At 71.0% G+C, this 26,877-nt stretch carries 21 protein-coding genes and 4 pseudogenes; 9 read left to right on the top strand and 16 right to left on the bottom strand.

Features of this window, described 5'->3' with window-relative positions:
• The first annotated feature begins 73 nt into the window (after positions 1-73).
• Together AB852_RS14395 and AB852_RS14385 are read left to right on the top strand one after the other, a co-directional pair.
• Entirely contained in the window at positions 74-499 is a 426-nt protein-coding gene (locus AB852_RS14395; protein ID WP_073788036.1) for a hypothetical protein, read from the top strand.
• A gap of 694 nt (positions 500-1,193) precedes the next feature.
• A complete protein-coding gene (locus AB852_RS14385; protein ID WP_079184694.1) occupies positions 1,194-4,856 on the top strand; it encodes a WD40 repeat domain-containing protein in 3,663 nt (1,220 codons plus the stop codon).
• Between the two features lie 279 nt (positions 4,857-5,135).
• On the opposite strand, the gene AB852_RS14380 is transcribed toward AB852_RS14385, so the two are convergent.
• The 5 genes and pseudogenes from AB852_RS14380 to AB852_RS14365 all read right to left on the bottom strand — a co-directional run bounded on the left by AB852_RS14380 (position 5,136) and on the right by AB852_RS14365 (position 10,800).
• The gene (locus AB852_RS14380; protein WP_073788032.1) at positions 5,136-7,028 is read right to left on the bottom strand and encodes a pentapeptide repeat-containing protein; all 1,893 of its coding nucleotides are present in this window, start codon (positions 7,026-7,028) and stop codon (positions 5,136-5,138) included.
• Between the two features lie 640 nt (positions 7,029-7,668).
• Positions 7,669-8,124 carry an SRPBCC family protein gene (locus AB852_RS14375; RefSeq protein WP_073788029.1) on the bottom strand — a complete coding sequence of 152 codons (456 nt, stop codon included), beginning with the start codon at positions 8,122-8,124 and terminating at the stop codon, positions 7,669-7,671.
• 1,020 nt (positions 8,125-9,144) lie between these two features.
• Positions 9,145-9,340 (bottom strand): annotated as a pseudogene (locus AB852_RS40735) (IS5/IS1182 family transposase); the annotation flags it as partial.
• 98 nt (positions 9,341-9,438) lie between these two features.
• Positions 9,439-9,969, bottom strand: coding sequence for a DUF6584 family protein (locus AB852_RS14370; protein WP_073789108.1), 531 nt, complete (start codon positions 9,967-9,969; stop codon positions 9,439-9,441).
• A 267-nt stretch (positions 9,970-10,236) separates the two neighbouring features.
• Entirely contained in the window at positions 10,237-10,800 is a 564-nt protein-coding gene (locus tag AB852_RS14365; protein WP_079184613.1) for a YcxB family protein, read from the bottom strand.
• A gap of 2,318 nt (positions 10,801-13,118) precedes the next feature.
• Between AB852_RS14365 and AB852_RS40730 the strand changes: the two are divergent.
• Positions 13,119-13,321 (top strand): annotated as a pseudogene (locus tag AB852_RS40730) (MerR family transcriptional regulator); the annotation flags it as partial.
• Positions 13,322-13,934: 613 nt separating this feature from the next.
• On the opposite strand, the gene AB852_RS14355 reads toward AB852_RS40730, so the two are convergent.
• Both AB852_RS14355 and AB852_RS40720 read right to left on the bottom strand, forming a co-directional pair.
• Positions 13,935-14,201, bottom strand: coding sequence for a hypothetical protein (locus tag AB852_RS14355; RefSeq protein WP_073788027.1), 267 nt, complete (start codon positions 14,199-14,201; stop codon positions 13,935-13,937).
• Between the two features lie 31 nt (positions 14,202-14,232).
• Positions 14,233-14,625 (bottom strand): annotated as a pseudogene (locus tag AB852_RS40720) (NF041680 family putative transposase); the annotation flags it as partial.
• A gap of 138 nt (positions 14,626-14,763) precedes the next feature.
• Between AB852_RS40720 and AB852_RS14345 the strand changes: the two are divergent.
• The 3 genes from AB852_RS14345 to AB852_RS39745 are packed head-to-tail and all read left to right on the top strand — an operon-like array spanning position 14,764 to position 16,485.
• Positions 14,764-15,762 carry an RNA polymerase subunit sigma-70 gene (locus AB852_RS14345; RefSeq protein ID WP_073788025.1) on the top strand — a complete coding sequence of 333 codons (999 nt, stop codon included), beginning with the start codon at positions 14,764-14,766 and terminating at the stop codon, positions 15,760-15,762.
• Positions 15,763-15,767: 5 nt separating this feature from the next.
• Complete coding sequence (locus AB852_RS39750; protein ID WP_073788022.1) at positions 15,768-16,019, top strand: hypothetical protein; 252 nt, start codon at positions 15,768-15,770, stop codon at positions 16,017-16,019.
• Between the two features lie 13 nt (positions 16,020-16,032).
• Positions 16,033-16,485 (top strand): DUF6069 family protein, encoded by a 453-nt coding sequence (locus AB852_RS39745; RefSeq protein ID WP_073788019.1) that lies wholly within the window; start codon positions 16,033-16,035, stop codon positions 16,483-16,485.
• A gap of 164 nt (positions 16,486-16,649) precedes the next feature.
• Here the strand turns inward: AB852_RS39745 and AB852_RS41630 are convergent.
• From AB852_RS41630 to AB852_RS14310, 5 genes and pseudogenes are all read right to left on the bottom strand, one after another.
• A pseudogene (locus tag AB852_RS41630) lies at positions 16,650-16,802 on the bottom strand (hypothetical protein); the annotation flags it as partial.
• Between the two features lie 260 nt (positions 16,803-17,062).
• Positions 17,063-17,512: a response regulator gene (locus AB852_RS14325; RefSeq protein WP_073788017.1), complete on the bottom strand. Its 450-nt coding sequence runs from the start codon at positions 17,510-17,512 to the stop codon at positions 17,063-17,065.
• Entirely contained in the window at positions 17,509-19,074 is a 1,566-nt protein-coding gene (locus tag AB852_RS14320) for a sensor histidine kinase (RefSeq protein ID WP_425444172.1), read from the bottom strand. Before AB852_RS14320 ends, AB852_RS14325 begins: the two co-directional genes overlap by 4 nt.
• A 68-nt stretch (positions 19,075-19,142) precedes the next feature.
• Entirely contained in the window at positions 19,143-20,423 is a 1,281-nt protein-coding gene (locus AB852_RS14315; protein WP_079184611.1) for a PP2C family protein-serine/threonine phosphatase, read from the bottom strand.
• A gap of 284 nt (positions 20,424-20,707) precedes the next feature.
• Entirely contained in the window at positions 20,708-21,181 is a 474-nt protein-coding gene (locus AB852_RS14310) for a MarR family winged helix-turn-helix transcriptional regulator (RefSeq protein WP_073788012.1), read from the bottom strand.
• 119 nt (positions 21,182-21,300) lie between these two features.
• Between AB852_RS14310 and AB852_RS14305 the strand changes: the two genes are divergently transcribed.
• From AB852_RS14305 to AB852_RS39740, 3 genes are all read left to right on the top strand, one after another.
• Positions 21,301-22,500, top strand: a complete 1,200-nt coding sequence (locus tag AB852_RS14305) for a PP2C family protein-serine/threonine phosphatase (RefSeq protein WP_073788010.1) — start codon at positions 21,301-21,303, stop codon at positions 22,498-22,500.
• 268 nt (positions 22,501-22,768) lie between these two features.
• Entirely contained in the window at positions 22,769-23,551 is a 783-nt protein-coding gene (locus AB852_RS14300) for an oxidoreductase (RefSeq protein WP_073788008.1), read from the top strand.
• Between the two features lie 225 nt (positions 23,552-23,776).
• Positions 23,777-24,340, top strand: a complete 564-nt coding sequence (locus AB852_RS39740) for a hypothetical protein (protein ID WP_178391018.1) — start codon at positions 23,777-23,779, stop codon at positions 24,338-24,340.
• A gap of 57 nt (positions 24,341-24,397) precedes the next feature.
• Here AB852_RS39740 and AB852_RS14290 read toward each other — a convergent pair whose 3' ends face one another.
• The 4 genes from AB852_RS14290 to AB852_RS39735 all read right to left on the bottom strand — a co-directional run bounded on the left by AB852_RS14290 (position 24,398) and on the right by AB852_RS39735 (position 26,670).
• Positions 24,398-24,772, bottom strand: coding sequence for a hypothetical protein (locus AB852_RS14290; RefSeq protein ID WP_073788006.1), 375 nt, complete (start codon positions 24,770-24,772; stop codon positions 24,398-24,400).
• Positions 24,773-25,050: 278 nt separating this feature from the next.
• Positions 25,051-25,527, bottom strand: coding sequence for an NUDIX hydrolase (locus AB852_RS14285; protein WP_073788004.1), 477 nt, complete (start codon positions 25,525-25,527; stop codon positions 25,051-25,053).
• Positions 25,528-25,872: 345 nt separating this feature from the next.
• Entirely contained in the window at positions 25,873-26,487 is a 615-nt protein-coding gene (locus AB852_RS14280) for a class I SAM-dependent methyltransferase (RefSeq protein WP_073788002.1), read from the bottom strand.
• A gap of 39 nt (positions 26,488-26,526) precedes the next feature.
• Entirely contained in the window at positions 26,527-26,670 is a 144-nt protein-coding gene (locus AB852_RS39735) for a GNAT family N-acetyltransferase (RefSeq protein ID WP_178391017.1), read from the bottom strand.
• Positions 26,671-26,877 lie beyond the last annotated feature (207 nt).

The raw sequence follows: 26,877 nt of genomic DNA, 5'->3' as shown, positions 1-26,877 counted from the left end.
CACCTCAGCGATGGGCAGTACGCGAGCACACACGCGCCGGCTGTCTTCCCGGCGCGGCACCACTGGAGGAGACATGGCCAAGAACTGGAAGACCTTCGTTCGCCTCGGCGCGGTCGCCGCCGTACTCTGCGCAAGCCTGACGGCTTCACCGCCCGCCGGGGCCGAGGCTGCCCCTGCGACGGCGGCATACCGGTTCCGCCTCCTGATGGAGAGCGGGGGCTTCCCCAACGTCCGGTTGTGGCTCAACGAGGACACGCGGAAGATCCACGCGGACATCACCGGCAACCCGCACAACTACTTCCGGCTCATCCACCTCCGGGAGGGCTACTGCCCGAACCGGCCCAGCCGAGGGTCGCTGGAGAACAGTTGGGTCCACCCCGACCAGGGCACCGTGACCCTGTCGGTGACGCCTACGTCCAAGTGCGAGTACACGGCATGGGCCGAGCCGCACGGCTCGGCCCTCCCCCCTAAACTCTCCGGCTGGTGGGTCGCCGACTGACCTGAGCAGCCCGCCGGGCCGCTCAGGACGGTGCCCATGGCGGCCCGGTCCAGGGCCGGCCAACCCGCTCGCCTCACCCGAGGACATCGAGGACCTGGCCGGCCGGACGCTCCACCGGCTACGCCACAGTGCCCCTACCCACGGCGCTGAGGGACGGCGCCTCCACCCCGATCCCGCTGGCCCGCTACCGCCAGGCCCCGCGCGACCGATGCACGCCCCGCACGGGTACCCAGGTTCGCCACCCCGTCCCACGTGCACTACTCCCCGCAGAATCCATCATTCGGCGCGGCCGGGCGCCACCTCTCACGAGGAGTGCACTACTTCGTTCGGGCTCGACGGCGCCCGGGCACGGTCTCCAGCGGACCACACCGGCCGCACCTTCGACGAACGGCTCCGCGAGCGTCTGCGCAGGCCCGTGTGCACAGGCGGGGGCATCGCCGAACCGAATCGGCTCCGGGGATGGGGAGTTGGCCGGATCGGGCCCGGGTGCCGACGGTGATGGCTACGGTCGGCGCATGGCGTGGGATGAGGGGACCGAGAGCGGCGGCAGGGGCGGGCGAGGCAGGTGAGCGGACACGGAGAGGAGCACGGGGAGCGGCGGCTCGACCCGGGGGCGGGGGCCGGACCTGTGCAGCGGTTCGCCGCGGATCTCCGAGCCCTGCGGGAGTCGGTGGAGTGCCCGACGTATCAAGTGATGGCGCGGAATGTACCGTTCTCGGCGACCGCCCTGTCGCAGGCGGCGGCCGGCGGGCAACTCCCCACGCTCGCGGTGACCCTCGCCTACGTCGGCTCCTGCGGCGGCGACCCGGAGGAGTGGGAGCGGCGCTGGCGCGAGACGGGCGCTCAGGCCGCCGTCCTGTCCGCCGACGCCGACGTTCGACCGCCCTACCGGGGTCTGACCCGGTACGAACCGGATGACGCCGCCCTGTTCTTCGGGCGCGACCGGCTGGTGGACCGGCTGACCGCGCTGACCCGGCGGCACCGCTTCACCGCTGTCTTCGGCCCCTCCGGCAGCGGCAAGTCCTCCCTGCTCCGGGCCGGCCTGATCCCGCGTCTGTGCGATCCGGGATCCGGCCCGGACGCACCCGCGCCCCCCGCGGCCGTACGAATCCTCACCCCGGGCGCAGAGCCGCTGCGCGCCCACGCGGACCGACTGGTCCCCGTACCGGACACGACCGCGGACACCTGGCTGATCGTCGACCAGTTCGAGGAGCTGTACACCCTCTGTACGGACCCGGCCGAGCGCGCCGCCTTCATCGACCGGCTCCTCGCCGCCGACGTCCCCGGTGCCGCCCTGCGCGTGGTGATCGCCGTCCGCGCCGACTTCCTGGGCCGGTGCGCGGAGCACCCCGCGCTCACGGCCGCGTTGCAGGACGCCACTGTGCTCGTCGGCCCGATGAGCCGGGAGGAGCTGACGGAGGCCGTCGTCCGGCCGGCCGCCGCGGCCGGACTGGTCGTCGAAGGCGCCCTGACCGCGCGTCTGCTCGACGAGGTCGACGACGGACCGGGTGGACTGCCCCTGATGTCCCACGCGTTGCTGGAAACCTGGCGGCACCGCACCGGCCGCACCCTGACCGGGTCCGCATACGAGGCGGCCGGCGGACTGCGCGGCGCCGTCGTCCGGACCGCCGAGGAGGTGTACGGCGCACTCACCGCAGCCCAGGCCGACCTGGCCCGCCGCATCCTGCTCCGGCTGGTCTCCCCGGGCGACAACACACCCGACACCCGGCGGCCCGCCGAGCAAACGGAACTCGGACTCGGTGACCCCGACGACACCCGTGCCGTGCTGGACCATCTGGTCCGGGCCCGGCTGCTCACCCTCGACGACAGCACCGTCGAACTGGCCCACGAGGCCCTCATCACCGCCTGGCCCAGGCTGCGCCGCTGGATCGACGCCGAACGCGACCGGCTGCGCGTCCACCGGACGCTCTCCGAAGCGACCCGCACCTGGCTGGATCTCGGCCGGGAGAGCGCCGCGCTCTACGCGGGCTCGCGGCTGGCCGCCGCCCGCGACGCCTTCCCGCAGGACCACCGGAGTACCGAACTCACGCCCTCGGAGCAGGACTTCCTCGGTTCCTCCCTCCGCCGGCGGCGCCGTGCGGGATGGCTCCTGCGCGGACTGTCGGTCACTCTCGCCCTTCTGGTGCTGATCGCCTCGGGCACCGCTGTCGTCGCCCTGCGGCTGCGGGACACCGCCCGGAACGAGCGGGACGAGGCGGTGTTCGGCCGGATCACCGCGGAGGCCGACCGGCTGCGCGGCACGAACACCGCGCTGACCGCCCGGCTCGACGTCGCCGCGCTCGACATGCGCGCCACCCCTGGCCTTCGGACCCGGCTCGCCGCGGACGCCGGCCGGGTGCTGTCCACCCGGCTGTCCGGGCACAAGGGCATCGGCAGCGCCGTGGCGTTCGCCCCCGACGGCCGGACTCTCGCGAGCAGCGGTCACGACGGCACCGTACGGCTGTGGGACATGACGAAGGCGGGCGGGGGAGAGCCGCTCGGCGAGCCGCTGCGCGTCACCGGCGCAACGGTAGGCGCCGTGGCGTACTCACCCGACGGCGCGCTGCTGGCCGCGGTCGGCAACCGCGGCACCCTACGGCTGTGGGACGCGCGCGACCGCGAGCGGCCGCGTCCCGTGGGCAGGCCCGTGGTCAGCCATGAGGGGAAGTCCGTCGTCGATGTCGCGTTCGCCCCGGACGGCCGCACCCTCGCCACCGCCGGCGCCGACGGCACCGTACGGTTGTGGGACACCCGTGTCCCGGCCGGGCCCGCGCCCCTCGGCCGGCCCGTCGCGGCGGATCCTCGCAGCGTCCGCGGTGTCGCCTTCTCGCCCGACGGCCGCACCCTTGCCACGGCCGGTCACACCGGGACCGTGCGGTTGTGGCGGCTGGACGGCACCGGCGGGGCGAAACCGCGCGGCGAGCCGCGGCGCGCGCACGAGGCGCCGGTCTGGTCCGTGGCGTTCGCCCCCGACGGCAGGACCCTGGCCACCGCCGGCTACGACGAGACGGTGCGCCTGTGGGACGTGTCCGGCTCGGGCGGCCCGCGCCCCTTGGGCGACCCGCTCGCCGCGCACTCCGCCGCCGTGTGGGCCGTGGCCTTCAGCCCCGACGGACACACGCTCGCCACGGCGGGGCTGGACGACACCATGATCCTGTGGAACGTGGCCAACCCTAAGTACCCGCGGCAGCTCGGCGAACCGCTGACCGGACACACTGAGGGACTGTGGGATGTGGCGTTCGCCCCGGACGGCCGCACCCTCGCCACCACCGGCGCCGACCGCAGCGTCCGCGTCTGGCATCTGCCGGAGAACGTCCTCACCGACTTCACCAACCCCCTCACCTCCGTGGCCTACGCCCCGAAGGGCCTCCTGCTCGCCGCCGCCAGCACGGACGACGCCCTGGTCCGGCTCTGGGACGTCCGCCGGCGGGGACGTCCCCGTCCGCTGCCCCGGCATCTCACCGGCCACGAGGCCCCCGTCCAGTCCGTGGCCTTCGCCCCCGACGGTCTTACGGTCGCCGCCGGTGCCGAGGACGGCACGGTCCGGCTGTGGGACGTCTCCGCGCCGACCAGTCCCGCCCCCGTCGCCACCCTCCCGGACGCCCACCGCGGCGGGGCGCTCACCGTCACCTTCGCGCCGGACGGCCGCACCCTCGCCACCGGCGGCGCGGACGGCAGGGTCCGGCTGTGGAACGTGCGCGACCCGGATGACGTACGTCCCGCCGGTAAGCCCCTGGTCGCCCACACGGGCTGGATCACCTCCGTGGCCTTCGCGCCGGACGGGCGCGCTCTCGCGACCGGCAGCCAGGACGGGACGGCCCGCCTGTGGGACGTGAGCGACCGTGACCGGGCCCGCCCCGTGGGCGTACCTCTCACCGCCCACGGAGACTGGGTCAACTCGGTGGCGTACTCCCCGGACGGCGACACCCTCGCCACCGGCGGACGGGACCGTACGGTTCGGTTGTGGGACGTCACGGAACCCGGCCGGGCCCGCCCTCTGGGCGAGGAGCTGACCGGACACCGCGGCGGTGTCACCTCGGTGACTTTCGCGCCGGACGGCCGCACCCTCGCCACCGGCGGCGAGGACCACGCGGTACACCTGTGGAACGTCACGGACCCCGCCCGCGCCGAGCCCTTCGGTCATGAACTCGCCGGCCACCTGGACACGGTCACCTCGGTCGCCTTCAGTCCCGGAGACGACACCCTCGCCTCCGCGAGCTACGACCTCACGGCCAGGCTCTGGACACTCGACACCGACCGGGCAGTCCGTCACATCTGCGCCCGCACCGGTGGAGACCTCACCCCGGCCAGATGGCGTGACCTCCTCCCGGAGCTCGCCTTCCGGCGCACCTGCTAGAGCGCGCCGGATCACGTCCCCACCCGCCACACCGCGTCGGTGACGGTCACCTGCACATCCGCCGCCGCGACCAACCCGCTCCGTCGCGTGTTTCTCGGAGAGCCCGTTCCACTGGGGGGCGGGCCTTCCTCTGCGGTGACGATCGCCCTCGTCGCCCTCGTCGGGCGTGCTGACCGGGAGAGATGTTCCCTTTCGGGTGTTCATCGCTTCGATATGGGTGCTCGCCGGATTCCCCCGTCCGGGCCCAGCGGGTGGCCTTCAGCGCCCCGCAGGTGGTCTTCAGCGTTTGACACGTCCGCGGACGGCGAGAACGGCGAGGCCGAGGAGGACAGGTTCAGTGAGTCGAGAGGTCATTTCGGCGTAGGTGCCCGCGGTGGTGAGGTCCTGGCCGCTGCTGCGGAAGATGACCGAATTGACGACCACGCGCAGGCTCTTCTCGAAGCGCTGGGTGGTGAGGCGTTCGTGAAGGGCGTTGCCCGGGTTCACCGGGTCGGGCTTCTCCGCGGGGAGCCGTACCTGCCCTCCGCCGATGACGGCGGTGGTCTCGGGCTTCCAGTGGTCGGCGGGCAGGCCCCAGAGCATCATCGCGAACAGGGTGGCCGTCATCGCGGCCACCAGCCACAGGGCGGCGCGGGCGGCACGCAGCCCGTACCCGGACAGGGCCCAGTAGGCCGTCAGCAGCGTCCGCTCGGCGCGGGGCCGGGCCCCGTCGTGCCGGCGCATCTCCATCTCGCCGAAGTAGAAGTCGGCCGCGTCCGGCTCGTTCTTGCTGTCCTCGAACGCCTTCCGCAGCGCCCGGTAGACCGGCGCGAGCTGCGCGGGCCCCGTACGTGTGGTGGTCGCGGGGGCCTGGTGCCAGCCCGGGGCCGGGTGGGGCCGGCGCGAGCGCCAGTGGTGTTCCTCGGCGAGGGTCCGGCGCTGGGTGAACCGCCAGGGACGCAACCGCCGCCGTCGCGGGACGGTGGCGAAGGCGCAGTCGCCCTCCAGACGGATCTGGTCGAGATGAATCGTGCCGGTGAACAGGCAGCGGGTCAGATCCAGATCGGCGAGAACCAGGTGCGCGGCATCCACCCCGTGCAGGGACATCATCCGCACACGCGGTCCCGGGGTACCTGCCAAGCGGTCCTCGCACAGAGGCCCGTCCTCGTCGCTGAAGGGCTCCTGCTCAGCGGCGATGCTCAGCGGATACTCGAAGACAGCATGGGTGAAGTCGACCTCGGCATGACGCAGCCGCAGCGCCGCCGTCGACACCCACCGCGTCCGGACGCACGCCGCACGCCGCGCCGCGATCGACACCGTCACCGGCCCGTTGAACCGCGCACCCGACAACACGACCGTCCCGGCACAGACGAACGGACCCAGCTCGTCCGCCCGCTCGAACACCGCCGAACGAAAGCTGACAGCCCTGCCGAACACCGCTGATCGGAACCGGGCGTCGCTGTGGAAGGTGGCCGAGCCGAACCGTGCGTCATTGGTGAACACCGCCAGGCTGAACCAGGCGTCGCCGGTGAAGGCCGCCGAGTCGTACTGGACCGGCCCGCTGAACGTCGCCGACCCGAACTGGGCGTCGCCGGTGAAAACCACCGACCCGAACCGGGTCGGCCCGGCGAACACCGCCGACCCGAACCAGGCGTCGCTGTGGAAGCGGGCCGAGTTGAACTGGGCATCACCGGTGAACACCGCCGACGCGAACCGGGCCGGCCCGGTGAAAACCGCCGACCCGAACCGAGCGTCGCCGACGAACGCCGCCGAGCTGAACCAGGCGTCGCCGGTGAAAACCGCCGACCCGAACTGGGCGTCGCTGTGGAAGGTGGCCGAGTTGAACTGGGCGTCGCCGGTGAACGTCGCCGACGCGAACCGGGCGGGCCCTGCGAACACCGCCGACCCGAACTTCGCTGCTCCGAAGCGTGGTTGCTGTGTCGCGGGGTCGGTGAGGGCGCCGAGGAGCCGGTCGAGGAGGTGTGCTGTGAAAGTGGTGCCGCGGTAGTCGATGTCGTCGCCGGGCGCGAGACCGGTGAGGTGGGTGTCGCGATCACGATCGATGAGGTGGGCCAGGCAGGCGCCGTGCGGGTCCTTGGAACGGCCGATGCAGCCGGCGCGGTCTCCGCCGCTGACACCGTCGCCGCAGTACGGCCACCGTGGACGAGCGGGCGAGGGGAGGGTGGGTGACATACGGGTGAGGACATCACCTGACCACAGACGGTTGCCGCACCGCAGCGGCGACGTCTCGTTCGGCGCTGTGACCGTCTTCCTCGAAGACCAGCCCGAAGAAGCCCAGCGCAGCAACACCGAACACCACCGCGCAGCCGCGACGGCCACGACCTGAGACACACGGGACCAACTCGGCGGTGCCGCGGGGGCGATCGCCAGGGTTGCAGACCATTGACGCAATGGCGCCCCGGTGGCCAGGCACACGCGGGCGCCCTCTCCACCCTGGCGCGGGCGTTCTCCAGGGTGTGGAGACTGGAGCGCCGACGGGGCGAGGATGTGGCGGCGGTGATCAGGAAGCGGAAGCCCGGCGCGTGGCGCTCGGTCCGAGCCTCGATCCGGTCTGCATGGCTTCCTGTCACCCGGGGTCCACGCTCCGTCGAGGCCGCCGTCCCCTGCGACGCCTCTCGTGTGCTGCGGGCGGGCGCTGCGGACGGCAGCGCCGGGTTCCGGCCGTGCTTCAAGGACCTTGACGCTCCATCCGGCATCCCCCAGCCGATTCGCGGCCATGAGCCCGTAAGGAGCCCGCGCCGATCACTACCGCATCGGGCACGTTTCCACTATTTCGCTGGTTCCTGATGGCGCCAGGTGGACCTGACGGGCCTCATGTCCGCTCAGCCGACCTGGGGGACGTGCTCTCGACGACATCGGCGAGGCGGCTGAGCATCTTCCTGTTGCGCAGCTGGAGCAGGGAGTCGAGCGCGGTGTTGTGGAGGCGTCCGCCCGGCCCGCGCAGCGGATGTTCGTCCACGATGACCAGGCTGTTCTCGCCCCATGGGCGTACTTCGATGGCGATACGCGCGGTACCCAGTCGGCCGCTTTCGGCCTCCAGTTCGATCCGGCGCGGCGGCTCCACATCGCGGACCACCGTCCTCCCGGCCCCCGACCACGGGCCCAGGCGAACGGTGTACTCCAGGGTGGCGCCGGTCCGCGGCCAGTCGCCGTCCGTCTGCCGGGAGGAATCCGGGCCTACCACCCACTCGCCGTAGCGGGACCCGTCGGCGAGCACTGCCCACACCTCAGCGGGCGGCCTGCGAATCAGCTGGTGACGCACTGCCATGAGATTCTCCAGCAACTCCGGGGAACATGTTTTGCCCCCCGTGTGCCCACCGTAGAACGATCCACCCGCCCCGGCCCGGTGCCGCGCGGCTGACCACAGGGCATCACGTAGGTCCACACCGGTTCCTGCGCCCAGTGGTACGTGCGGTACCGCCCAGCGAGCCCGGAGCGGGAAGAAACCGACGCAGGCCCGGGGCGCCGGGGGCCGCCGGGCAGTGCGGCGGACGCTTCGCACCCAGCCAGGGGCATCCGGGGAAGCCGTTGCACCGGCGGATTCGGCCCCGACGCCCAGGACCTGGCCGGATCGGCCTGGCCAGGTCCACGACCGTCGGTGACAGCCCGGCCCGTCCGGCCGTCATGTCCGCCCCCTGTCCCGCTCTGCTCCGCGCCGGTCCGCCTCGGCTGCTCGCGTGCCGGCTGTGCGCCGCTGTCCACGTTTCCTCCTGGGCATCGGCCGGGGCTGTGAACAGCTCCAGGTCGAGGACGGTGATGCCGGGCCGCGCGGCCAGTTGCTCCGCTGCCTCCGGACGGGCGCGGGGCGGAGGCTTCCAGTGGGCGTATGTCGTTTGTGCGTGTGGTCAGGGCCGGGTGGGCGTATGTGCCCGGGTGAAGAGGGGCCGCAGAGGTCATGGAGGCCGGGGGCGCCGTAGCGGTCTCGGGGGAGCTGGGCGAGGCGGGTGCGCAGGGCGGTGACATCGTCGGTGCCGACGGTCCAGCGTCCGAGAACGGAGCCCTCGGGGTGACTGCTGGTCACGACAGCGGCGGGCGGGCCTCCCGTGGCTCCGGTACTGCGTTCGTTGATCCCGTACATCGCGAGCGTGCCCGCGAGCTCCGCCGCGGGCGCCCCGGGCCGGGGATTCTCTCCCGCACCCGCGTTGCCGTTTCTTCCCGTCCGCAGAGGCAGTCGCCCGATCCGGTGGTCATCGCAATGGCCGGGGGAGGGCGCGTGCGTGCTCGGCGGTCGCGTGCGCGACCGCCAAGCCGCACCCGGGCGGCCAGGTGGGAAGTCCGTTCTTCCCGTGAGGGCCGTCCGGCGTCTGCTGCGGCGGTGCGCGGTGCCCCGGTAGCCACCGCCGATCACGGTGGTGCGGCCGGCGGCGGCCTTGGCTCTGGACAGCGCCCACGCTCCGCAGTCGTTGCGGTTGCCGGGCAACGGCCGGCCGACCACGACGACGCGCCGGGTGTCGGTGGTGGTTGGTGGAGCAGTGGTAGTTCTTCAGGTCATTTCACTCGTCGCCAGTGTCCCGTTCACGGCAGCTCTCGACGGTCCCACCGAACCATGAGCGGCCGCTCCTCACCGGCTCCTGGTGCCTGGTCAGTCGAAGAGGGCAACGACTCCATTCACCCAGATCGCGAGGAACGCAAGGGCCCCCACCAGGCAGCCGACGCCCGCCAGCACACCGCCGACCGTCCACGGCTCGGACGACGCGTCCCCGTACTTCTCCTCCAGGCCGTCCCGGTAGGAGGCGGGGTCGTCCCAGTCGACGGAGTGCCCCAGCTCCTCGGCGCAGGTGGTCCGCACCGCGACCAGTTGCCCCTCCGCGAAGGAGGTGGCAGCCACAGCCTCGGGGCCGTGCCAGGCGAGGGCCTTCATCCGCCACCCGGAAGACCCGTACCGCGCCTCGAAGGCGGCGGTCTCGTCGGCGTCGCGGTCCTCTTCGAGGTACATCCAGCGTCCGGCCTCGGCGGCATCACCGTAGAGCCGGTACACCTCGGCCAGACGCCGACGGAGCGTCAGGTCATGCGGGAAAGATGAGACAAGGCCGCGCAAACGCTGGCGCGCGACGGGAACCCGGCCGGCGGCCAGGTCCGCATCGACTCGGGCAAGAGTCTCTATCAGGGGCATGAACACATGATCGGGTACCGCACCGACCCACGTCGACCTGGTTTGTCGCTCAGCACTCGCCCGCTCTCAGCAGTACCGATCCGACCCCACTGAGACGTGACACCATAGACTTACGGGACAACCTTTGGACACATCTTTCACGAATGTCCAGTCAAGAGGATGCGAATTCCGATACCCCTGAATTCAGCACCTGCTGTAAACCGCGATTGAGCCACAGCGGGATGGTTGTCACAGGGGCGCCCTTGTTGTCGCAATGGCGGAAATCTGTCACATGCGAGGGATGCGCAGGTCCAGGATCGCCCGTAGCCGCTCTAGGTCCCCGGTCTCACGTATGTCCCGCTTGGCCAGGACGTCGAGGATCATGATGTTGGGGTCACGGCTGAGCAGGACGAAGTGACCTTCCGTTTCTCGGTATCCCCGGAATATGGACCACTTCTGGATCAGTGTGCTGTGGTCAGTACGGCATGTGATCCCGTCGGGAGACACGGTGGTTCGGTACTCGCCCTGCCATCCGACGATCCGCTGCACGTGGGCAGCTTGCACCCACGTGCGCGACCACACCAACAGGACCACGATAAGGACCGGAACCGCTGAGCCCACGTTGATACTCCCGCGGCCAACGCTGGAGAGCACCCACAGTCCTACACACAGGAGAACGAGCCCGCCCCGCAGCAGTATCCCGGTCCGCTTGATCCGCTCGCGGACCCGCAGACCGACCCGGTGGTCGGAAGGCCGGGGCCGGTAGGTCAGTTCGACCACGGCCCGCTCGTCCATGAAATTGTCAGAGGTTTCCGCATTGTCGGTGCCCTGATCGCTGTGGCCTTCGGCCATGGTTCCTCCTGGTATATGACATACGGGTCATAACGAACTGCATTCCGCCCTCACCCCGGGCCCGAAAGCTTCCCTCATGCATGAGGGAAGGCCGGGCCGGAGCCGGTGACCACCACCCCTGCTTCGCGTAGTTCTGGTGACAGATAGCCCGCCGGTCCGGTGACGCGACCAGCATGCCCGGTGCCCTCCGTTCCTGGGGCGTGGGGCGTGGGGCGTGTGGCGAGGTCTATCTCGTGGTCGTGCGCGTTTCGTTGGAGCCTGGGCCCCGACGGAACGCTTTCATCCTCTGATCACCAGGTCGTCCATAAGCAGTCGGCCTTGTTGTCGACTGCGGAGTCGACCGCCTGGTCTTCGGTATGCGCGGATCCCGTCCACAGAACGGGGGGCTGTTGATGAACTTGCAGCTTCCGTCGACGCCGCGGTTGGCCACCGGGATCGTCTTTCCGCCCTTGTCGGACCAGGACGATACCCTGTTTTCGAAGTCATACTTCGAGAAGAGCACCGGGTCGCTCCGGAGCTTCGCCGCTGGGGATCTCGGCGGGAACGCCAAGTCGAAGCCGGGCTCATGACCCGCACAGCGGCCGGGCCATCGAGCGCGGGAAGCCGGGCGGTGCTTCGGTCCACGGATGCCCCGCCCTTGCCCGAAGGCCCGCCACGCGTCCAGGTGATGAGCCGTCCGGTTCCGCCCCGGATCCCGGTGCCGCTGCTGAGGTCCACCGGCATTTCCGGGCAGTTCCGGCAGTGCGGGACCGACAGCCTGCTCTCCCGGTGCTGAGGCGGCGCGGAGGGCCATGAGGCTGCCGGACCGGTCCTCGCCCAGCTGCGCGCCGATACCCGCGCCGCGCAGTGGGCGCCTGCCTTCGAGCGGGAGTGGGCGGCGGCGCTGGGAGTCCCTCAGGTCGTTCGCCCTATGCCAGGGCTGTCGTGCGCCGGCCCGGGAGAACGACCCCAGAGGCCGCATCCCCGGACCACCTAGAAGGCGACGGGATGGTCCAACCGCGCTTCCCCCTCAGGGCGGAGATGAGCTCGTCCCCCGGGGCAGCGGGGCCAGGTGCGGGCACAGCGACGGCGACATCGGGTGTGGCGACCACTGCTTCGGGTGCGGGCACAGCGACAGGGGAGGCGATTGCGGCGGCGATGGCGAGGACAGCGGTGGCGCGCAGGATCCACTTCAGCACGGGGAAGCTCCGATCTCGACGTGTCCGGCATGCGCCTTGATCGTCGCCCCCTATCCGGTGTCCGGGCATCGTCCGAAGGTCGCGACCGTATCCGCCCCACGGGGAGGTGGCCGCCGGGGGTGCCTCCCGTCCTCGTGAATATCGACCCTGGGCAGATCGGACCGCCTCCCGAACTCGTGAACTACCACTGCAAAGAGCCGAGGAAGGTTCGGGTGTTGTGGCGGGCGGTGGCGAGGTCGATCGCGGAGCGGATGGTGGTGGCACCCGCGCACATGGTTTCCCTCGGGTTCACGCTGTCGTTGTCGGTGCCCGGCCTGCCTACCGGTTTCCTTGTTCCCTGGCCCGCACCGTTCAACTCGGCAGGGGTCCGATTGCCTCACTTTCGAACTCACGAAAATCTACGTTGGCCGGGGTAGACATTGGGTGGTGGTGCGGTTATGGTTTCTCTTGTAGCCGAGATCGACAGGGCCTGGCAGAGACGAACTGCCGGTCAGCAGTACAGGTAGTACCCGCAGTTGCAGTACGGCAGGGCGGTGCGGCGGTGGAGTTCCGGAGCCAGAGCAAGTGCAGGACGGTGACGGGACTGACGGCCGGACCGGGTGGCCTGCGGTGATCAGGGGCCGCCAGAGCAGAACCGCAGTTCCATGGCAGTACCCGCAGGTGAAGTACGCGGTAATCCAGCAGTGAAGTCAGTGAGCGGTACCCCGGTGAAGGCGTCGGCTGCGGGCGCGCGCACCGGGAGGTCCGGCAGTGGGGTTCCAAGCCAGAGAAGAACGAAGTACGGGCGAGCGGGGCTGGCTGCCGGAGCGTGACGCTTGGTCAGGTCACCAGCGGTACGCATCACCAGCAGTGCAGAGCAGTACGCAGTGGCAAATAGTTGTTCATTGAGGGAAAGAACGGAGGGGCCGAGCGCCATCAGGATCGCCCGGGCGGAAGTGTTGGGCCCGGGTACCGCAGGACATCGATAGTGAGGTGGTCTCCGGTCGAGCAACCGCGATCCCCGCACACGCCCCCAACCCCCGCGGGCTGGTGCGGATACAGAAGGCCGGCGCAGTTCCGAGGCCGGCGGATGGTGTAGCAGTTCCTTCGGGGCCCTGGTGCCATAGGCACCAGGGCCCCTCCAGCGTGTTCCGCAGAGAGGCCGTCGGCGAAGCCCTCCTCATCACCCCCCTCCGCTCGCACCGGCGGACACCGCCGCTACTCCCGCTACCAGCTCCGCATCGCCGCCCGCGCCCGCGAACTCGTCGACCACGGCACCCCCGTCGCAGCCGCCTGCCGCATCGTCATCCTCGAAGAGGCCCCAGCGCATCAACACCGAACACCACCTCCGCGCAGCGGCAACGGCTCACGATCGTCAGCTGAGACGTACGGCCCTCCTGCTTCAGCTGGAAGCCCTGCGGCGCGCAACCGACAGCCTGCCTTCCCACCACTACGGCGGCGCGGTCATGACGGATGGAGCAGCGATGCCAGGCTCAAGAGATGAGCCGGCTCTGTCGGCGGTGCTGCCCTGGTGACGGTGACCGAGGTGCTCCGGGCCCGGCTCCTCGCGAGATCCCTCGCCCAGCCGCAGGGTCTTTCGCTGGTGGAGCAGACCCTGCTGGTGACCGCGGCCAGCGCCCTGGCCGCCGGAACGGCCCGGCACGGTGGGGGCGGACGACGCAGGCCGCGAGGGTGTGTGGCGGCGCGCGGCGCGGTGTCCGTCTGGTCTTCCGCGGCGACCGCGCCCAGCCCGCCTCGCCGGGCCGTGCACATGTTCGGGGGAATGCCGGAGGACACCGGCCCGGCTCCTGCCCTCCGAGGTGCAGAACGGCTTCTGGCACCCTGCACGCCTACGCCGCCGCCCCGAACCGGGTCTCGTGCGCCCGGCCGGACCTCGCCAGCTACCTCACCACCGTTCGAATTCTGAGCTGGGCAAACGTACAGCTCAGGATGGAAAAAAGGCGCTGAGCTTCCCGTTTATCCTCGGCGTGAGATGAGTCGGGCGAGTGACTTTGTCGGCCAGCAGAGCCAATCGAGGAGAGGGCTGGTGACCACGAACCAGTGGACACTGGTGCGGCCCTGCTCCTTCTCCAGGATCAGTGGTGCCTCGTCCCGGTAGACGTAGCGAAGGTACCGGCGGCGGATCGGTGTCCCGGCTATCAGCAGCACCGGTGAGGCGACGAGGATGGCCACCGGGATCAGGGCTCTCGCTGCGGTGAGCTTCGCTTTCTCCTCGTGTCGCATGCGCTCAGTGTGCTGACCTTCACCGTCGCTGTCAGCCTGTCCAGCGGCGTTTGGTGCCGACCTTGTGGTGAGCGGGTCGGCTGTATGCCTCGCCGGTGGCGAGCACTCTGCCGACGTCATGACGTGTGGCTGGGTAGCGGTTCTTCGAACCGGGTGACCGACCCGGACCGGGGCGGGATGGTTTCGGTGCACCGGCTGGGGAATCGGTCCTCGCGCGCAGGTTTCTGAACTCTCTGCGGACGCGGGCTGGTGTGCGTTTGTTCGGCTCGGCTGGGTTCTCCTATGGCCTGCGGAGGTCCGTGGCCAGTGCGCGGGCCAGCCGGAGTTGGGCATCGGCGGGGATCACCAGCCAGGTCCTCCGGTCGGCCGCTTCCGAGTTTCGAAGTCGGGGCCTGGTCCAGCCGAGCGTCTGCTTGAACAGGCGAATAGCGGGCAGATGCCGTCGGCCCGGATGGCGGGGCATGCCGGCTGCCCAGCCATCCCGGCCGACCCTGGTGATGAGTTTTCGCGACCGTACCCGTCACATGTACGACCGGACAGGGCGAGACGGAAGGATGACGTGATGAGTGCGGACACCGTGCTGGAGGAGCTGGGTATGAGCGGGCTGGGCGAGGCCGACGAGTCGGGGTTCTCGGGGCTGGCCGAGCGGCACCGGCGGGAGCTGCACGTGCACTGCTACCGGATGCTCGGGTCGTTCGAGGACGCCGAGGACACCGTGCAGGAGACGTTCCTCCGTGCCTGGCGGCGGCGGGAGACCTTCCAGGGGCGGTCGACGCTGCGGGCCTGGCTGTACCGGATCGCCACCAACGCCTGCCTGGACCTGCTCGCCAAGCGCCGCCCCGAGCCCGCGACCGGCGGCGAGGCGCGGTGGTTGCAGCCCTACCCGGACCGGCTGCTCGACGAACTGCCCGCGGGTGACGCGGACGAGCCGGAGACCGTCGCCGTCGCGCGGGAGACGATCGAGCTGGCGTACCTGGTCGCGGTCCAGCACCTCGCGCCGCGCCCGCGGGCCGTGCTGATCCTGCGGGACGTGCTCGGCTGGCCGGCGAAGGACGTCGCGGAACTCCTCGGCGACTCCGTCAACTCCGTGAACAGCGCCTTGCAGCGCGCCCGGGCCGGGATGCGGGAGCACCTGCCCGCGGAGCGGCAGGACTGGACCGGCGGAGAGGAGGACGCCACCATGCGTGAGCTGGTGCGCCGCTACACCGAGGCCAGCGTGGCCACGGACGTCGAGGCGCTCGCCTCGATGCTGCGGGACGATGTCCGCTTCTCGATGCCGCCCACGCCCGGCCTGTACGTCGGCCGCGACGCAGTGGTGAACTTCTTGACCGAGAGCGGCTTCGAGGGCATGACCGGCCTGCGCGCCGTTCCCACCTCGGTGAACCGCCAGCCCGCCCTGGCCTTCTACCTCTGGCAGCAGTCCGAGGGCGCATACCTGCCGCTGACGATCGACGTCCTGCGCGTCACCGGCGGGACGATCACCGAGATCACCACGTTCCACGACGACCGGTTTCCGCGGCTCGGACTGCCGGAGCGCCTGTCGGGCGACGGTACCGAGTAACCCCGGTGCACACGCTTGCGCTGCGCGCCGGCGCACGCGTCGCCGTGATCGCGGACGAATGGCACAACGCGTTCTGCGTCGTCACCCGTGGCCGGGTGCGGCTGGAGCTACGTGACGGCGAGCTGGGGCCGGTCCTCGGACACGACGCCGCGTTCTGGCTCCGCGGCACCGGCGTCCGCGCCCTGCACAACCCCTACCGTCGCACGGCCAGGGTGCGCGTCATCACTCCGCCCGGAAGCCAGGCCCTTGACGAATGACGAGAGGAACGACATGAACAGCATGAAGGAAACCGCCGTCGTTACCCACCAGGGCGCCGACCGCGCCAGTCACCCCCACCGACTCCGCCGCCTCGTCGGCACCGGCCTCATCGCCACGCTCGCGGCGGCGGCGGCCACCACTCTCGCCGCCGCGCTCGCACGGGCCGCCGGAGCCGACTTCGAGGTCCAGGGTGGCGAGACCGTCCCGCTGTCCGGCATCGCCGTCGTGACCGGCTTCTTCTCGGCCGTGGGCATCGTCATCGCCGCCGCCCTGCTGCGCCTGAGCGCTCGCCCCGCCGAGCGATTCGTGTGGACGGCCATGTCGCTGACCGCCATCTCGCTGATCCCTCCCCTTCTCTCCGGGGCGACCACGGCCACCACCACCGCCCTCCTCGGGCTGCACCTCGTCCCCGCAGCCGTGATGATCCCGACCCTGACGCGGACTCTGGGAACCCCAGCGGGTTGACGATCTCCAACGGACATCTCCCTCGTCCGTGCCCTCGGCCCGGTCTTCCTCCGTCCCGGCCAGGTTCCCGACCGCTGGCGGGGGCGCGGCCGGCGAGGGTGGCCGACGGTGCCGAGGCGGAGCGCGGTGGCGTACTTCACCATCTGGTCGTACTGCTGCTCGATCAGCTCCCAGCGGATCGGCCGCGTCAGCGAGGCACCGAGCGCCGGCCAGCCGGGCGGGGAGCCGTCCGGGCCGTACAGGCGGATGCTGCCGATGTTCTTCAGCCGCGGCGGCGGGCGGAAGTCCAGCAACTCGGTGAAGGCGAACCCGACCACGCTCCCGCCCTGCGTGTCGCGCCGTGCGTGTCGACGTACTCTCACCAACCGTGACCGCCGTGGCCATGGCTGTGGCCACAGCGCTCTTCGCGCCGGCTGGTTCGGCAACCGCCAGCACCCCGACCGAAGGCCCGGCCCCCGGGACCGGGGTCCTCACGCCGGAGGAAGAGGTTCGGCTCCAAGAATGCCTCGATCGGAGCCGGCCCTCTATCGCTGCCTACGGCGGGACGTGTCCCCGCGGCATGCCGTCGCGCGGCACGTCAGGTGGGACGGGGAAGCCGGACCACGGTCACGAAGAACTCGTCGATCTGCCGGATCGCGCGGATGAACTGGTCGAAGTCGACCGGTTTGGTCACGTAGGCGTTGGCGTGGAGCCGGTAGCTGCGGAGGATGTCCTCCTCGGCGGCTGACGTGGTGAGCACGACCACCGGGATATGACTCAGTCGGGCGTCGGATTTGATTTGTTTCAGGACTTCGCGGCCGTCGTACTTCGGAAGGTTCAGATCCAGCAGGATGAGATCCGGGAGGGGCGCGTCCGCGTGCTCCCCGCGCCGATGGAGGAAGTCCAGTGCCTCCAGGCCGTCCCTCACGACGTACAGGGTGTTACCGATCTTGTTGTCCTCGAACGCTTCCCGGGTCATCAGCTCGTCACCGGCGTCGTCCTCGACGAGGAGGACGACGACCGGCTCGGGCTGGGGGACGGTGCTCATGGGACGCTTCCTTCTGTGGTGGCCGGCACGGCGGGGTCGGACTCGGTGGACGCGTTCCCGGCGTCGCGCACGGGGAGGGTGAAGGCGAGGCGGGTGCCGTCGGTGTGCGAGGTGTCGATCCAGATCCGGCCGCCGCTGTGCTCGACGATCTTCTTGCACAGGGACAGGCCGATGCCTGTCCCGTCGTAGGAGTCCCGGCTGTGCAGGCGCTGGAAGATGACGAAGACCTTCTCGGCGAACTCGGGCGGGACGCCGATGCCGTTGTCCGTGACGGTGAACGTCCAGTGCGGGGGCTCGACGGAGGTGTCGCGGTCGACGGTGATCGCGACACGCGGAGGCCGGTCGGGGTGCCGGAACTTCACCGCGTTCCCGATGAGGTTCTGCCAGAGCATGGCGAGCAGCGTGGGGTCTCCCACGACTTCGGGCAGCCGCTCGGGACGGTCTATCCCGGCGTCACCGGCCTCGATCGCGGTGGCGAGGTTGTCCAGGGCGCGATCGAGGACCCCGTCCAAGGGGACGGTCCGGCGCTCGTCCTGGAGCCGCCCGACGCGGGAGAAGGTGAGGAGGTCGTTGATCAGGATCTGCATGCGCTTGGCGCCGTCGACGGCGAAGGCGATGTACTGGGTGCCCCGCTCGTCGAACCGCTCCCCGTACCGTTTCTCCAGCAGCTGGCAGAACGAGGCGACCTTGCGCAGCGGCTCCTGGAGGTCGTGCGAGGCCACGTAGGCGAACTGCTCCAGTTCGGCGTTGGAGCGGCGCAGTTCGACCGCCTGGGCATCCAGGTCCTGGGTGCGCCGTCTCAGCTCCGCCGCGTTGTGCCGGGAGGCGGCGAGTTCGCTGACGGTCCGCCGGCGCATGGCCTCGACGGCCTGGGCCAGCGACCGCAGATCGGCCGGGCCGGTCTGCGGTATCGCGTGATCGAACTCGCCCTGGGCGACGCGGCGGGATGCCAGACGTACGGCGGTCAGCGGGCGTACCACGGCTACGCGCAGCAGAACGGCGAGGCACACCCCGGTGAGCAGGAAGGCGATCAGCACGGCCGCGAACACCTGGTCGCGTTCCGAGCGCGCCTGGCCGAAAGCGGTTCGTGCCTCGGCCTGCTGCCGGGTCAGATGGTCCTGGAGGACGTCGAGCCGTTCGCGTATCCGGTCGAAGTGCCGCTTGCCGCGTTCCACCGCCTCGGAGTCGGTGCGCCCGCCAGTCGAGACGGCGGCGGTGGCGAACTTGGCGCGCCAGTCGTCCGCCGCTTGTTCTGTCGCCCGTAGATCAGCGAGCGTCTCGGGAACGTGGTGCATCAGCCGGTCCAGGGCGGCGGTCGATTTCTTCTCGGCGGCGAGGCCCCGGTGGTAGGGCTCCAGCAGGTTCCGGTCGTCGTTGAGGAGGTAGCCGCGAACGCCCGTCTCCTGGTCGAGCAGGGCAGTGCGCAACTGGAACGCTTCCGTGCGGGCCGGGTCGATGTGGTCGACCAGGTGGTTGCCCGCGTCGGTGCTGCGGGAGAGCAGCGCGGCTCCCACTCCGGCGGCGACCAGGGTCATGGCGCCCAGGACGGCCAGGGCGAGCATGAACCACGCCTGGACGGTGAGGCCGCGGGGTGCGGGGGCCAGGGGTGCGGGGGGCTCTTCCGGGGCGGTCACGTGGGGCGCTTCCATTCGAGGTGGAGCACGGCGACGTCGTCGGCGAGTCCGCCGTCCGCCGCTGCGAGTTCCTGGGCGGAGTGGATCAGTGTGTCGACGAAGGCGTGCGCGGGCAGGTCCGCGTGGAGTCGTGCGAGGGCGAGAAGTCCGTCCTCCCCGAGGCGTTCGGTGCCCACCCCGGTGCGTCCTTCGACGAGGCCGTCGGTGAAGAGCATCACCGCGCCGTTCTCCGGGACCGGAACCCTGGTGACGGGCCAGTGGGCGGGGTGGTCGGGCAGCAGGCCGAGCGCCGGGCCCCCGGGCACTTCCTCCAGGCGGACGCCGGTGCCGGGGGAGCGCAGCAGCAGGCCCAGATGGCCCGCCCGCTGCACGTCCATGTGCGGGTCGCCCGCGGTGCGGCTCAAGGTGGTGAGTGTGGCGAAGATCTCCGGCCCGGAGCGCTCGGCGAGGAGGATGCGCTCCAGCAGTCCGAGCAGTCGCTGGCCCCGGGCCCCGGCGAGGACGAAGGAACGCCAGGCCACGCGGAGACAGACGCCGAGAGCCGCCTCGTCGGGTCCGTGCCCGGACACATCGCCCACCACCGCGTGGGTCGTCCCGTCGGGGGTCTGGACGATGTCGTAGAAGTCTCCGCCCAGCAGGGTCTGCGCCCGGCCCGGCTGGTACCGGGCGCAGATGGCCACGGAGTCGTCGACCAGCAAGGGGGTGGGCAGCAGACCGCGTTCCAGCCGTGCGTTCTCCTGGGCGCGCAACCGTCCGGCCTGGAGCGCGGCGGCGGCGAGTTCGGTCTGCTTGCGCTGGACCGCGTAGCGGATGGCGCGGACGAAGAGGTCCGCCTCCAGCCGCCCCTTGATCAGATAGTCCTGGGCTCCCGCGGCGACGGCGGCGAGCCCCGCCTGTTCCTCGGCCAGCCCGGTCAGCACGACCACGGCCGATTCGGGGGTGCGGTCGAGGACCGTCCTGAGCGCTTCCAGGCCCTGGGCGTCCGGCAGATGCAGATCCAGCAGGACACACTGCGGTACGTGGATCGCCAGCTCCCGCACGGTCTCCGCCAGCGAGGTGGCCCGCCTGAGTTTCAGCGGGACACCGCTGTCGAGAACCAGTTCCTCGACCAGGAGCGCGTCGCCGTCGTCGTCCTCGATGAGCAGGACACTGGGAGCTTCGCTGTTCCACGGGGCGCCCGGGGGGCCTGTGCGCGGGCGCGGACCCGGCAGGGGATCCGCGGGGCCGGTGGTTCTGCCCCTGCTCACCTCATGCCGGATGTCGGGGCCGGTTCCCATGGCTCAGCTTCTCCTCTCGCCAGGGGCGCGGTGTCCCGTGGTGGGCCGCCGGGATGCGTCCGGGTCGAGAGTAGAGCGATCATTTGTCGCATGGCAATATTTCAATGCCGGACCACCAGTCGGCCCGGAGGCCCCGAGTGCGATGGCGGCCCGCCCCGCGTACGGTCGGGCTGCCATAGTTGCCCTATGACAACATTCCCGCTGGGGGAACGATCTGTTCTCCCGGCGTCAGTGGACCTTCGACCGGAGCGTGACCGATGGACGGGACCCGCTTCCGGGTGACGCTACGCACTGTTCGCGACGGAAGCGGCACCGTCGCTCGCGGACGCTCCTCGGCGGCCTTCGATCTGGGCCGCCGCCGCGCGGAACGCCGCGAGCCCTTCGGCGAGCGCGTCCAGGGCGGCGGGCCCCATCACGGCCAGCACGGCGGCCACCTCACGTTTGCGGTTCGCGCGGCTCTCCCGCAGCAGGACGCGGCCCCGTGGGCTGAGACTGAGCTCGACCTCGCGCCGGCTCGTCCGGCTGGGACGTCGTTCCACCAGTCCCATCGCCTCCATCCGGTCGCACAGCCGGCTCACCGACGGGGGGCTCGACCCGATCGCTTCACCGAGCGCCCGGAGATTCGTCCCCTCGTCCTGTTCGATGACGAGGAGGGCACGCAGCTGCGACGGAGAGACGGTGACGGCGTGCGTGGCCTCCTGGCCCCGTCCCCACAAGACCTCAAGAAGCTCCGAGGCGTCGCAGACTGCCTCGGACAACTGCTCGTCCGTAGGGGACCGGCCGGAAAAACGGGACACCCGCCCACTTTGTCACCCGGGCACCGTGTCTGTCAGCCCGGGACCCCGCCCACCTCAGATCGAAGGACGCTGGAAAGACCGTGACCCACAGCCCCGAGACGGCGGAAGCACTGCGTGCGGCGGCCCCGTACGACTTGCTGGAGACGGTGCGTGACCTGCTTGCGGCGTCGCACGGAGCCGTCCTGGTGGACCTTTTCCTCGCGGACTACGGACTCACCGCCCTGAACCCCCTGGAAGCCGCCGACCGGGAGACAGCGCCGGCCGGTGATCCACCGCACCCGGTGCCGATCCACCACGGCCCCCACGGGCGGTCCTTCGGCAGCCAGGAGCCGTACGCGCACACCGACCGCCCCGGAGGCCCCGTCGACCACTACCTCCCGGTGACCGTACGCGGGGAGCGGCTCGGCGTGCTGACCGTACGGCTGCCCGCCGACCGGTCCACCCGCGAAGCCGCCGAAGCGCTGATGCGGACGGCCGACATCCTGGGTCACGCGATCCTCGTCGCGGAACGGGACACCGACCTGTACCGGCGGGCGCGCCGCACCAGCAGACTCACCCTGGCGGCGGAGATGCAGTGGCACCTGCTGCCCGCCCGCGCCTGCTCGGGCGAGGAGTACGCCATCGGCGCGCAGTTGGAGCCCGCCTACGCCATCCACGGCGACAACTACGACTGGGCCGCGGACCGCGATGAGCTGACCCTGTCCGTCACCAACGGCATGGGCGACGGGATCCAGGCGTCCCTGCTCACCCACCTGGCGGTGAACGCGCTCCGCAACGCCCGCCGGGCCGGTATCCCCCTCGCGGACCAGGCCGCCCTCGCGGACCAGGCCCTCTACGAACAGCACCGGGGCGCCGCCCACGTCTCCACCCTGCTCATGCGCTTCGAGCTCTCCACCGGACGTACGCAGATCGTGGACGCGGGCTCCCCCCAGCTCTGGCGGCGTCGGCAACGGTCCGTGGAGCGCATCGAGGTGGACGCCCAACTGCCGCTGGGCATGTTCGAGGAGACGCACTATGTCGCCCAGGAACTCCAGGTCCTGCCCGGCGACCGGCTGCTGGTGGTGAGCGACGGAGTGTTCGACGCCACCTCACCCCGGGGGGACCTCTACGGGGAGCGGGCCCTCGCCCGCGCGATCCACGCCACCAGCCTGCTCCCGGCGGCGAACGTGCCCCGTGCCGTACTCCGCGCGCTCGCCGAATTCCGGGAGGCGGACACGATCGACGACGCCCTGGTGCTCTGTCTCGACTGGTTCGGCCGCCCGAACGCCCCCGGGAGATGAGGCCGGGCAAGCCGGTCCGCAGGACTGAGGTCGCCGGGCTCCACCGCGAGCGCGGCACGCGTCAGCGGCGGAGCCCGGCGGGGCGGCAGCGCACGGCGGGACGCCGCACGAGCCCGTGACCGCTGGTGTGCGCCCCCGATGCGCCATGGACCGTGCGCGTGGGCGACGGGACGATCGGCAGTACGCCGGGGCGACGCCCACCGCGGCACCGCCCCGGCCCGCAGTTCCCTCCCTCATCACCTACGTGCCGTTCGAGAACCGGAGTGCCGTGGACCTCAACCTCACTTCGAAGACGGCGGTCGTCACCGGCGCCGGACGGGGCATCGGACTCGCCACCGTCCGGGCCCTGACCGCCGAGGGCGTCCGTGTCGTCGGTGCCGCCCGCACCCTCACCCCCGAACTGAAGGACACCGGCGCGCACACCGTGTCGGCCGACCTGAGCACCGCCGAAGGCGTCGCCGCCCTGATGAGCGAGGCCCTCGACACACTCGGCGGCATCGACCTGCTGGTGAACAACGTCGGCGCCGGGGACGACATGGACCCCTGCGGATTCCTCGACACCGACGACGCGCACTGGTCCCGGGTCTTCGACCTCAACCTGCTCAGCGCCGTGCGCGCCACCCGCGCCGCCCTGCCCAGCCTGATCGAACGCCGTGGATCGATCGTCAACGTCTCATCCATCAGCGCCCGGCAGCCCACCAGCGGCCCGGTCGCCTACAGCGCGGCCAAGGCGGCCCTCACCGCGCTGGGCAAGACCCTGGCGGAGGAGTTCGGGCCACTGGGCGTACGGGTGAACACCGTGTCCCCCGGCGCGGTCCGCACCCCCGTCTGGGTGGACCCCGACGGCTACGGCGGCAAGGTCGCGGCCAGAGCCGGGATGGACCACGCCACCTTCCTGGAGCAGATGCCACCGGCCTTCGGCATCGTCTCGGGCCGCATCACCGAGCCGGAAGAAGTCGCGGCCCTGATCGCCTTCCTCCTCTCGGACGTCGCCGGCAACATCACCGGCGCCGACCACATCATCGACGGCGGCACGGTCAAGACGGCCTGACCGAAAAGGATCTCCTCGGTCGCGGCGCGGCGGCGGCGTTCCCGGCCGGCAGTCCGAAGCTGATGCAACGGAGTCGACCACTCCGGCGCGTGCGAGCCACACCTGATGATCGGCATGAATGCCCCCACATCGGCCGGTAGCCCCTCACCTCCCGACGAAGAGCCGGGCCGACAGCCGGGACGGGGCGGGAGGACGGGGGGCCTTCGCCGTGGGACGACGGCCTGGTTGACGGCGCACTGGTGGACCGGTGTCGGGGGCGTGGTCGGCGTGCTCGGTCTGTTCGTGGGCGTACTGGCATGGCTGGCGCCGGCCGGGGACGACGAAGTTCCGGCGGTCGGCAAGGCCGACCACCAGGGGCAGGAGAGGTGGAGCTCGGTGAAATCGCTCGGCAACGCGCCCCTGGACCTCGATCCGGTACCGCCGACCGCCGACCGCCGACCGCCGACCGCCGACCGCCGACCGCCGACCGCCGACCGCCGACCGCCGACCGGGCGTCGGGGTGACATCTGGGTCGACACCACCGAGGCGCTGACGGCCGACTCCGCCCTCGTTTCGCCGAGCGAGCTCAGTGGTGTGCGGAAACGGCGCCTGACCGACGCCCCGTCCCTCCATTCCTGCCGCAGCGAGCTGCGGCGCCCGAGCGAGGACGAGGTGAGCGTGAAATACGGGCACTTCTTCTGCGTCCGCACCAGTGAGGACCGCGTCGCCGTCATCGCTGTCGACTCCGTCTACCAGGACGACTCCGGAGCTGCGGGAGCCCAGTTGGCCATCACCGTGTACGAGAAGTGAGTGACCAAGCGGCGCACCGGCACGGCTCTGCGGCGCGACGGCCGCGGACCGCTCGGACTACTCGGTGCGGAGATCGACATGATCCCGAGGTCCGAGGGCGTGAGCGCAGTCGGGGCACCGTTTCGTCGCGCGCAGGGTGGTGTTGCCGTCCGTCGCCCGCGCGGGCGACTGTTCACCGAGCCGGGCCCAGAGCCCCCGCTCCGGGGAGGGGATCCAGCCCCAGCCTGCGTCCCGCGGCGACTCCACGTGGTGGACGCAGGCCCCTGGGACATGGGCGTAGCCCGTCGGAGAGACGAGGAGCACCTCGGCTGCGGTCTCCCGCCGGATCCGTGGGCCCGCGCTCGCGCCGTCCACGGCCCGGGGAGCCGTGCCGTCCGGCGGGCAGTCGCATCCCTGGCCGACGAACAGGTCACATCGTTCGCATCGCTTCATGGCCCCATCATGGCGCCCGGACGGCGGCGGACAGACCACCTTGGCTGTGCCGTCGCGCCTTGGAGGGGGCTGCCGGGGAGCCGCTGGCACAGGACGTGGGGTCTCATGGCTCGATGCCGACGGTCTTCCACACCGTGGCCTGCTGCTTGTTACGCGGCGCCGACGTCGAAGCCCGTGACATCCAGGACGAGGGCCGCGGTGAGGTCCCGGCCGGGATGCCGAGGGTCAGGACCGCCAGCACCCTTTCGAGCCGCGATGAAGGCCGCGGACGCAAGTGCCTAGCGCGTGAGCGCTGCGAGGCAGGCATCCAGGGGCTGAACCTGTCCGGGGAGCAGTTCGCCGAGGTCCCACCAGTGCATGGCAGTCGTCTCCTCATTGGCCCGGAACCCGCGGACCACGGTGCAGTTGCCGGTGAACACGGCCAGGTACTCGGCTCGCTGGTCGGGGGCCAGGACGAACTTGGCGTACCCGGTGAAGCGCAGCGGTTCGTCAGGCGTCTGCCCGCTCTCCTCCAGCAACTCACGCGTGGCCGCCTGACGAGGCGACTCACCCTGCTCGATGCACCCACCGGGAAGTTCCCAGCGCTGACGGAACTGACCGAAGACCATGAGGACCCGGCCGTCGTGCCACAGAGCGACCAGCGCCGCCGGGGTCGGCGCATCCCCCGGTGGCGTTCCCTCGTCCTCCCGGAGGAAGGAGACCAGGGTGTTTCCGCGGTCATCGGTCGCGAGCGGTTGGTCGTCGGAGCCGGCCATGTCCCTATGCTTCCCGGGTTCCTCATACGGGAAGCCCGTCACGTACCTGCTCAGGCCCCGCTACGTGAGGCAGCCCCCGAGCGTCAGCGGTGCCGGCCGGGGCGGTGGAGGGCGGGGTCTCCTTCGGCCGGGTCGTGGTGAACGGCGGGAAGCCGATCGCGGTCGGGGTCAGGGAGGAGGCCGGGGTACGTACGGCCGTGCGGATGGTGGCTCCGACCTCGGCGAGCGGCTGGGCGAGGTGGCGGCCGCGTATCAGGATCTCGCCGCCTCCTTCCGGACGGCGGTCCGTCTCCGCTGCGACCTGCTGGTCCGCATCGGCTGACGTGCCGCGGCCCCATGCTGAGGTCAGCGGACGGGTTTTTCCCAGGTCAGCGAGTACCGGCGGAGCACATGGCGGCGGTAGCGCACACCGGGCAGCAGCCTCCGTGCCACGGCCCGCACCTGTCCGTAGCTCATCCGCGGGACGGCGACCGGCATGCCTTCCGGCTCACTCGCGCGGCGCAGCTTCTTCGTGATCCGCACGACCGGGGCTGCCGCGATCATCGCTGCCCACTCGGTCACGTTCGCCTCGCGGGCCAGGCCGACGACCATCAGCGTGCCGCCCGGCCGCAGCAGTGCACGCATACGCACCAGGGCGGCCTCGAAGTCCATGTGATGGATCGTGGTCACCGAGCAGATGAAGTCGTAGCCCGCGGAAGGGAGTTCGGCGGTGAGGAAGTCGCCCTCGACGAGGGAGAGGTCCGGGCTGTCGACCGCGAGGTCACGGGCTCGGGCGATCATCTCGGGCGACTTGTCGATGCCCGTGACGCGGTGCACCCGCGCGGCGAGCTTCCGGGCCAGCAGCCCGTCCCCGCAACCGACGTCCAACGCATCGCCACAATCCTCGGGCACGGAACGGAGGATGTCCGGGTGCCGGGCGACGTTGGTGTTCCAGTAGGGCTTCGGATCGGCCGGGTGCACAGCTTCATCGTAGGAGCAGCGTCGGGGTCCCCCGGTGGTTTACCCGACCCGGCCGATGAACTCACCGGTGGGCCTCAGTTCGACGGCGCACAGACCGTTACCGCGTTCCGCCCACTGCCGCTCGACCGAGGTCAGCCGGTCCATCGCTTGCTGGTGGGTGTAGGCGCCCACGAACCAGTTCACCCGCTCGTCCTCGTGAAGCGCGACGAACGCTTCGACATCCCCGATCGAAGGGCAGCAGCCGTTCGGTCTCGATCACGTTTCTCCAGCCAGCGGCTGGTCGGGCGGGGCGACGAACCGCCGAGGCCGCCCCCGCGCCGACCCTCGCGGGGAGACTCGTCCCCCCGGGGAGGGCCGCCCTCGTGTCGGCCCCGCCTTGGCTCTGCCAGG

Origin of the sequence: Streptomyces uncialis, assembly GCF_001905345.1 — a bacterium.
Lineage (GTDB): Bacteria > Actinomycetota > Actinomycetes > Streptomycetales > Streptomycetaceae > Streptomyces > Streptomyces uncialis.
The sequence above is the reverse complement of the archived record's forward strand: the minus strand, read 5'-3'. Positions and strand labels throughout refer to the sequence as shown.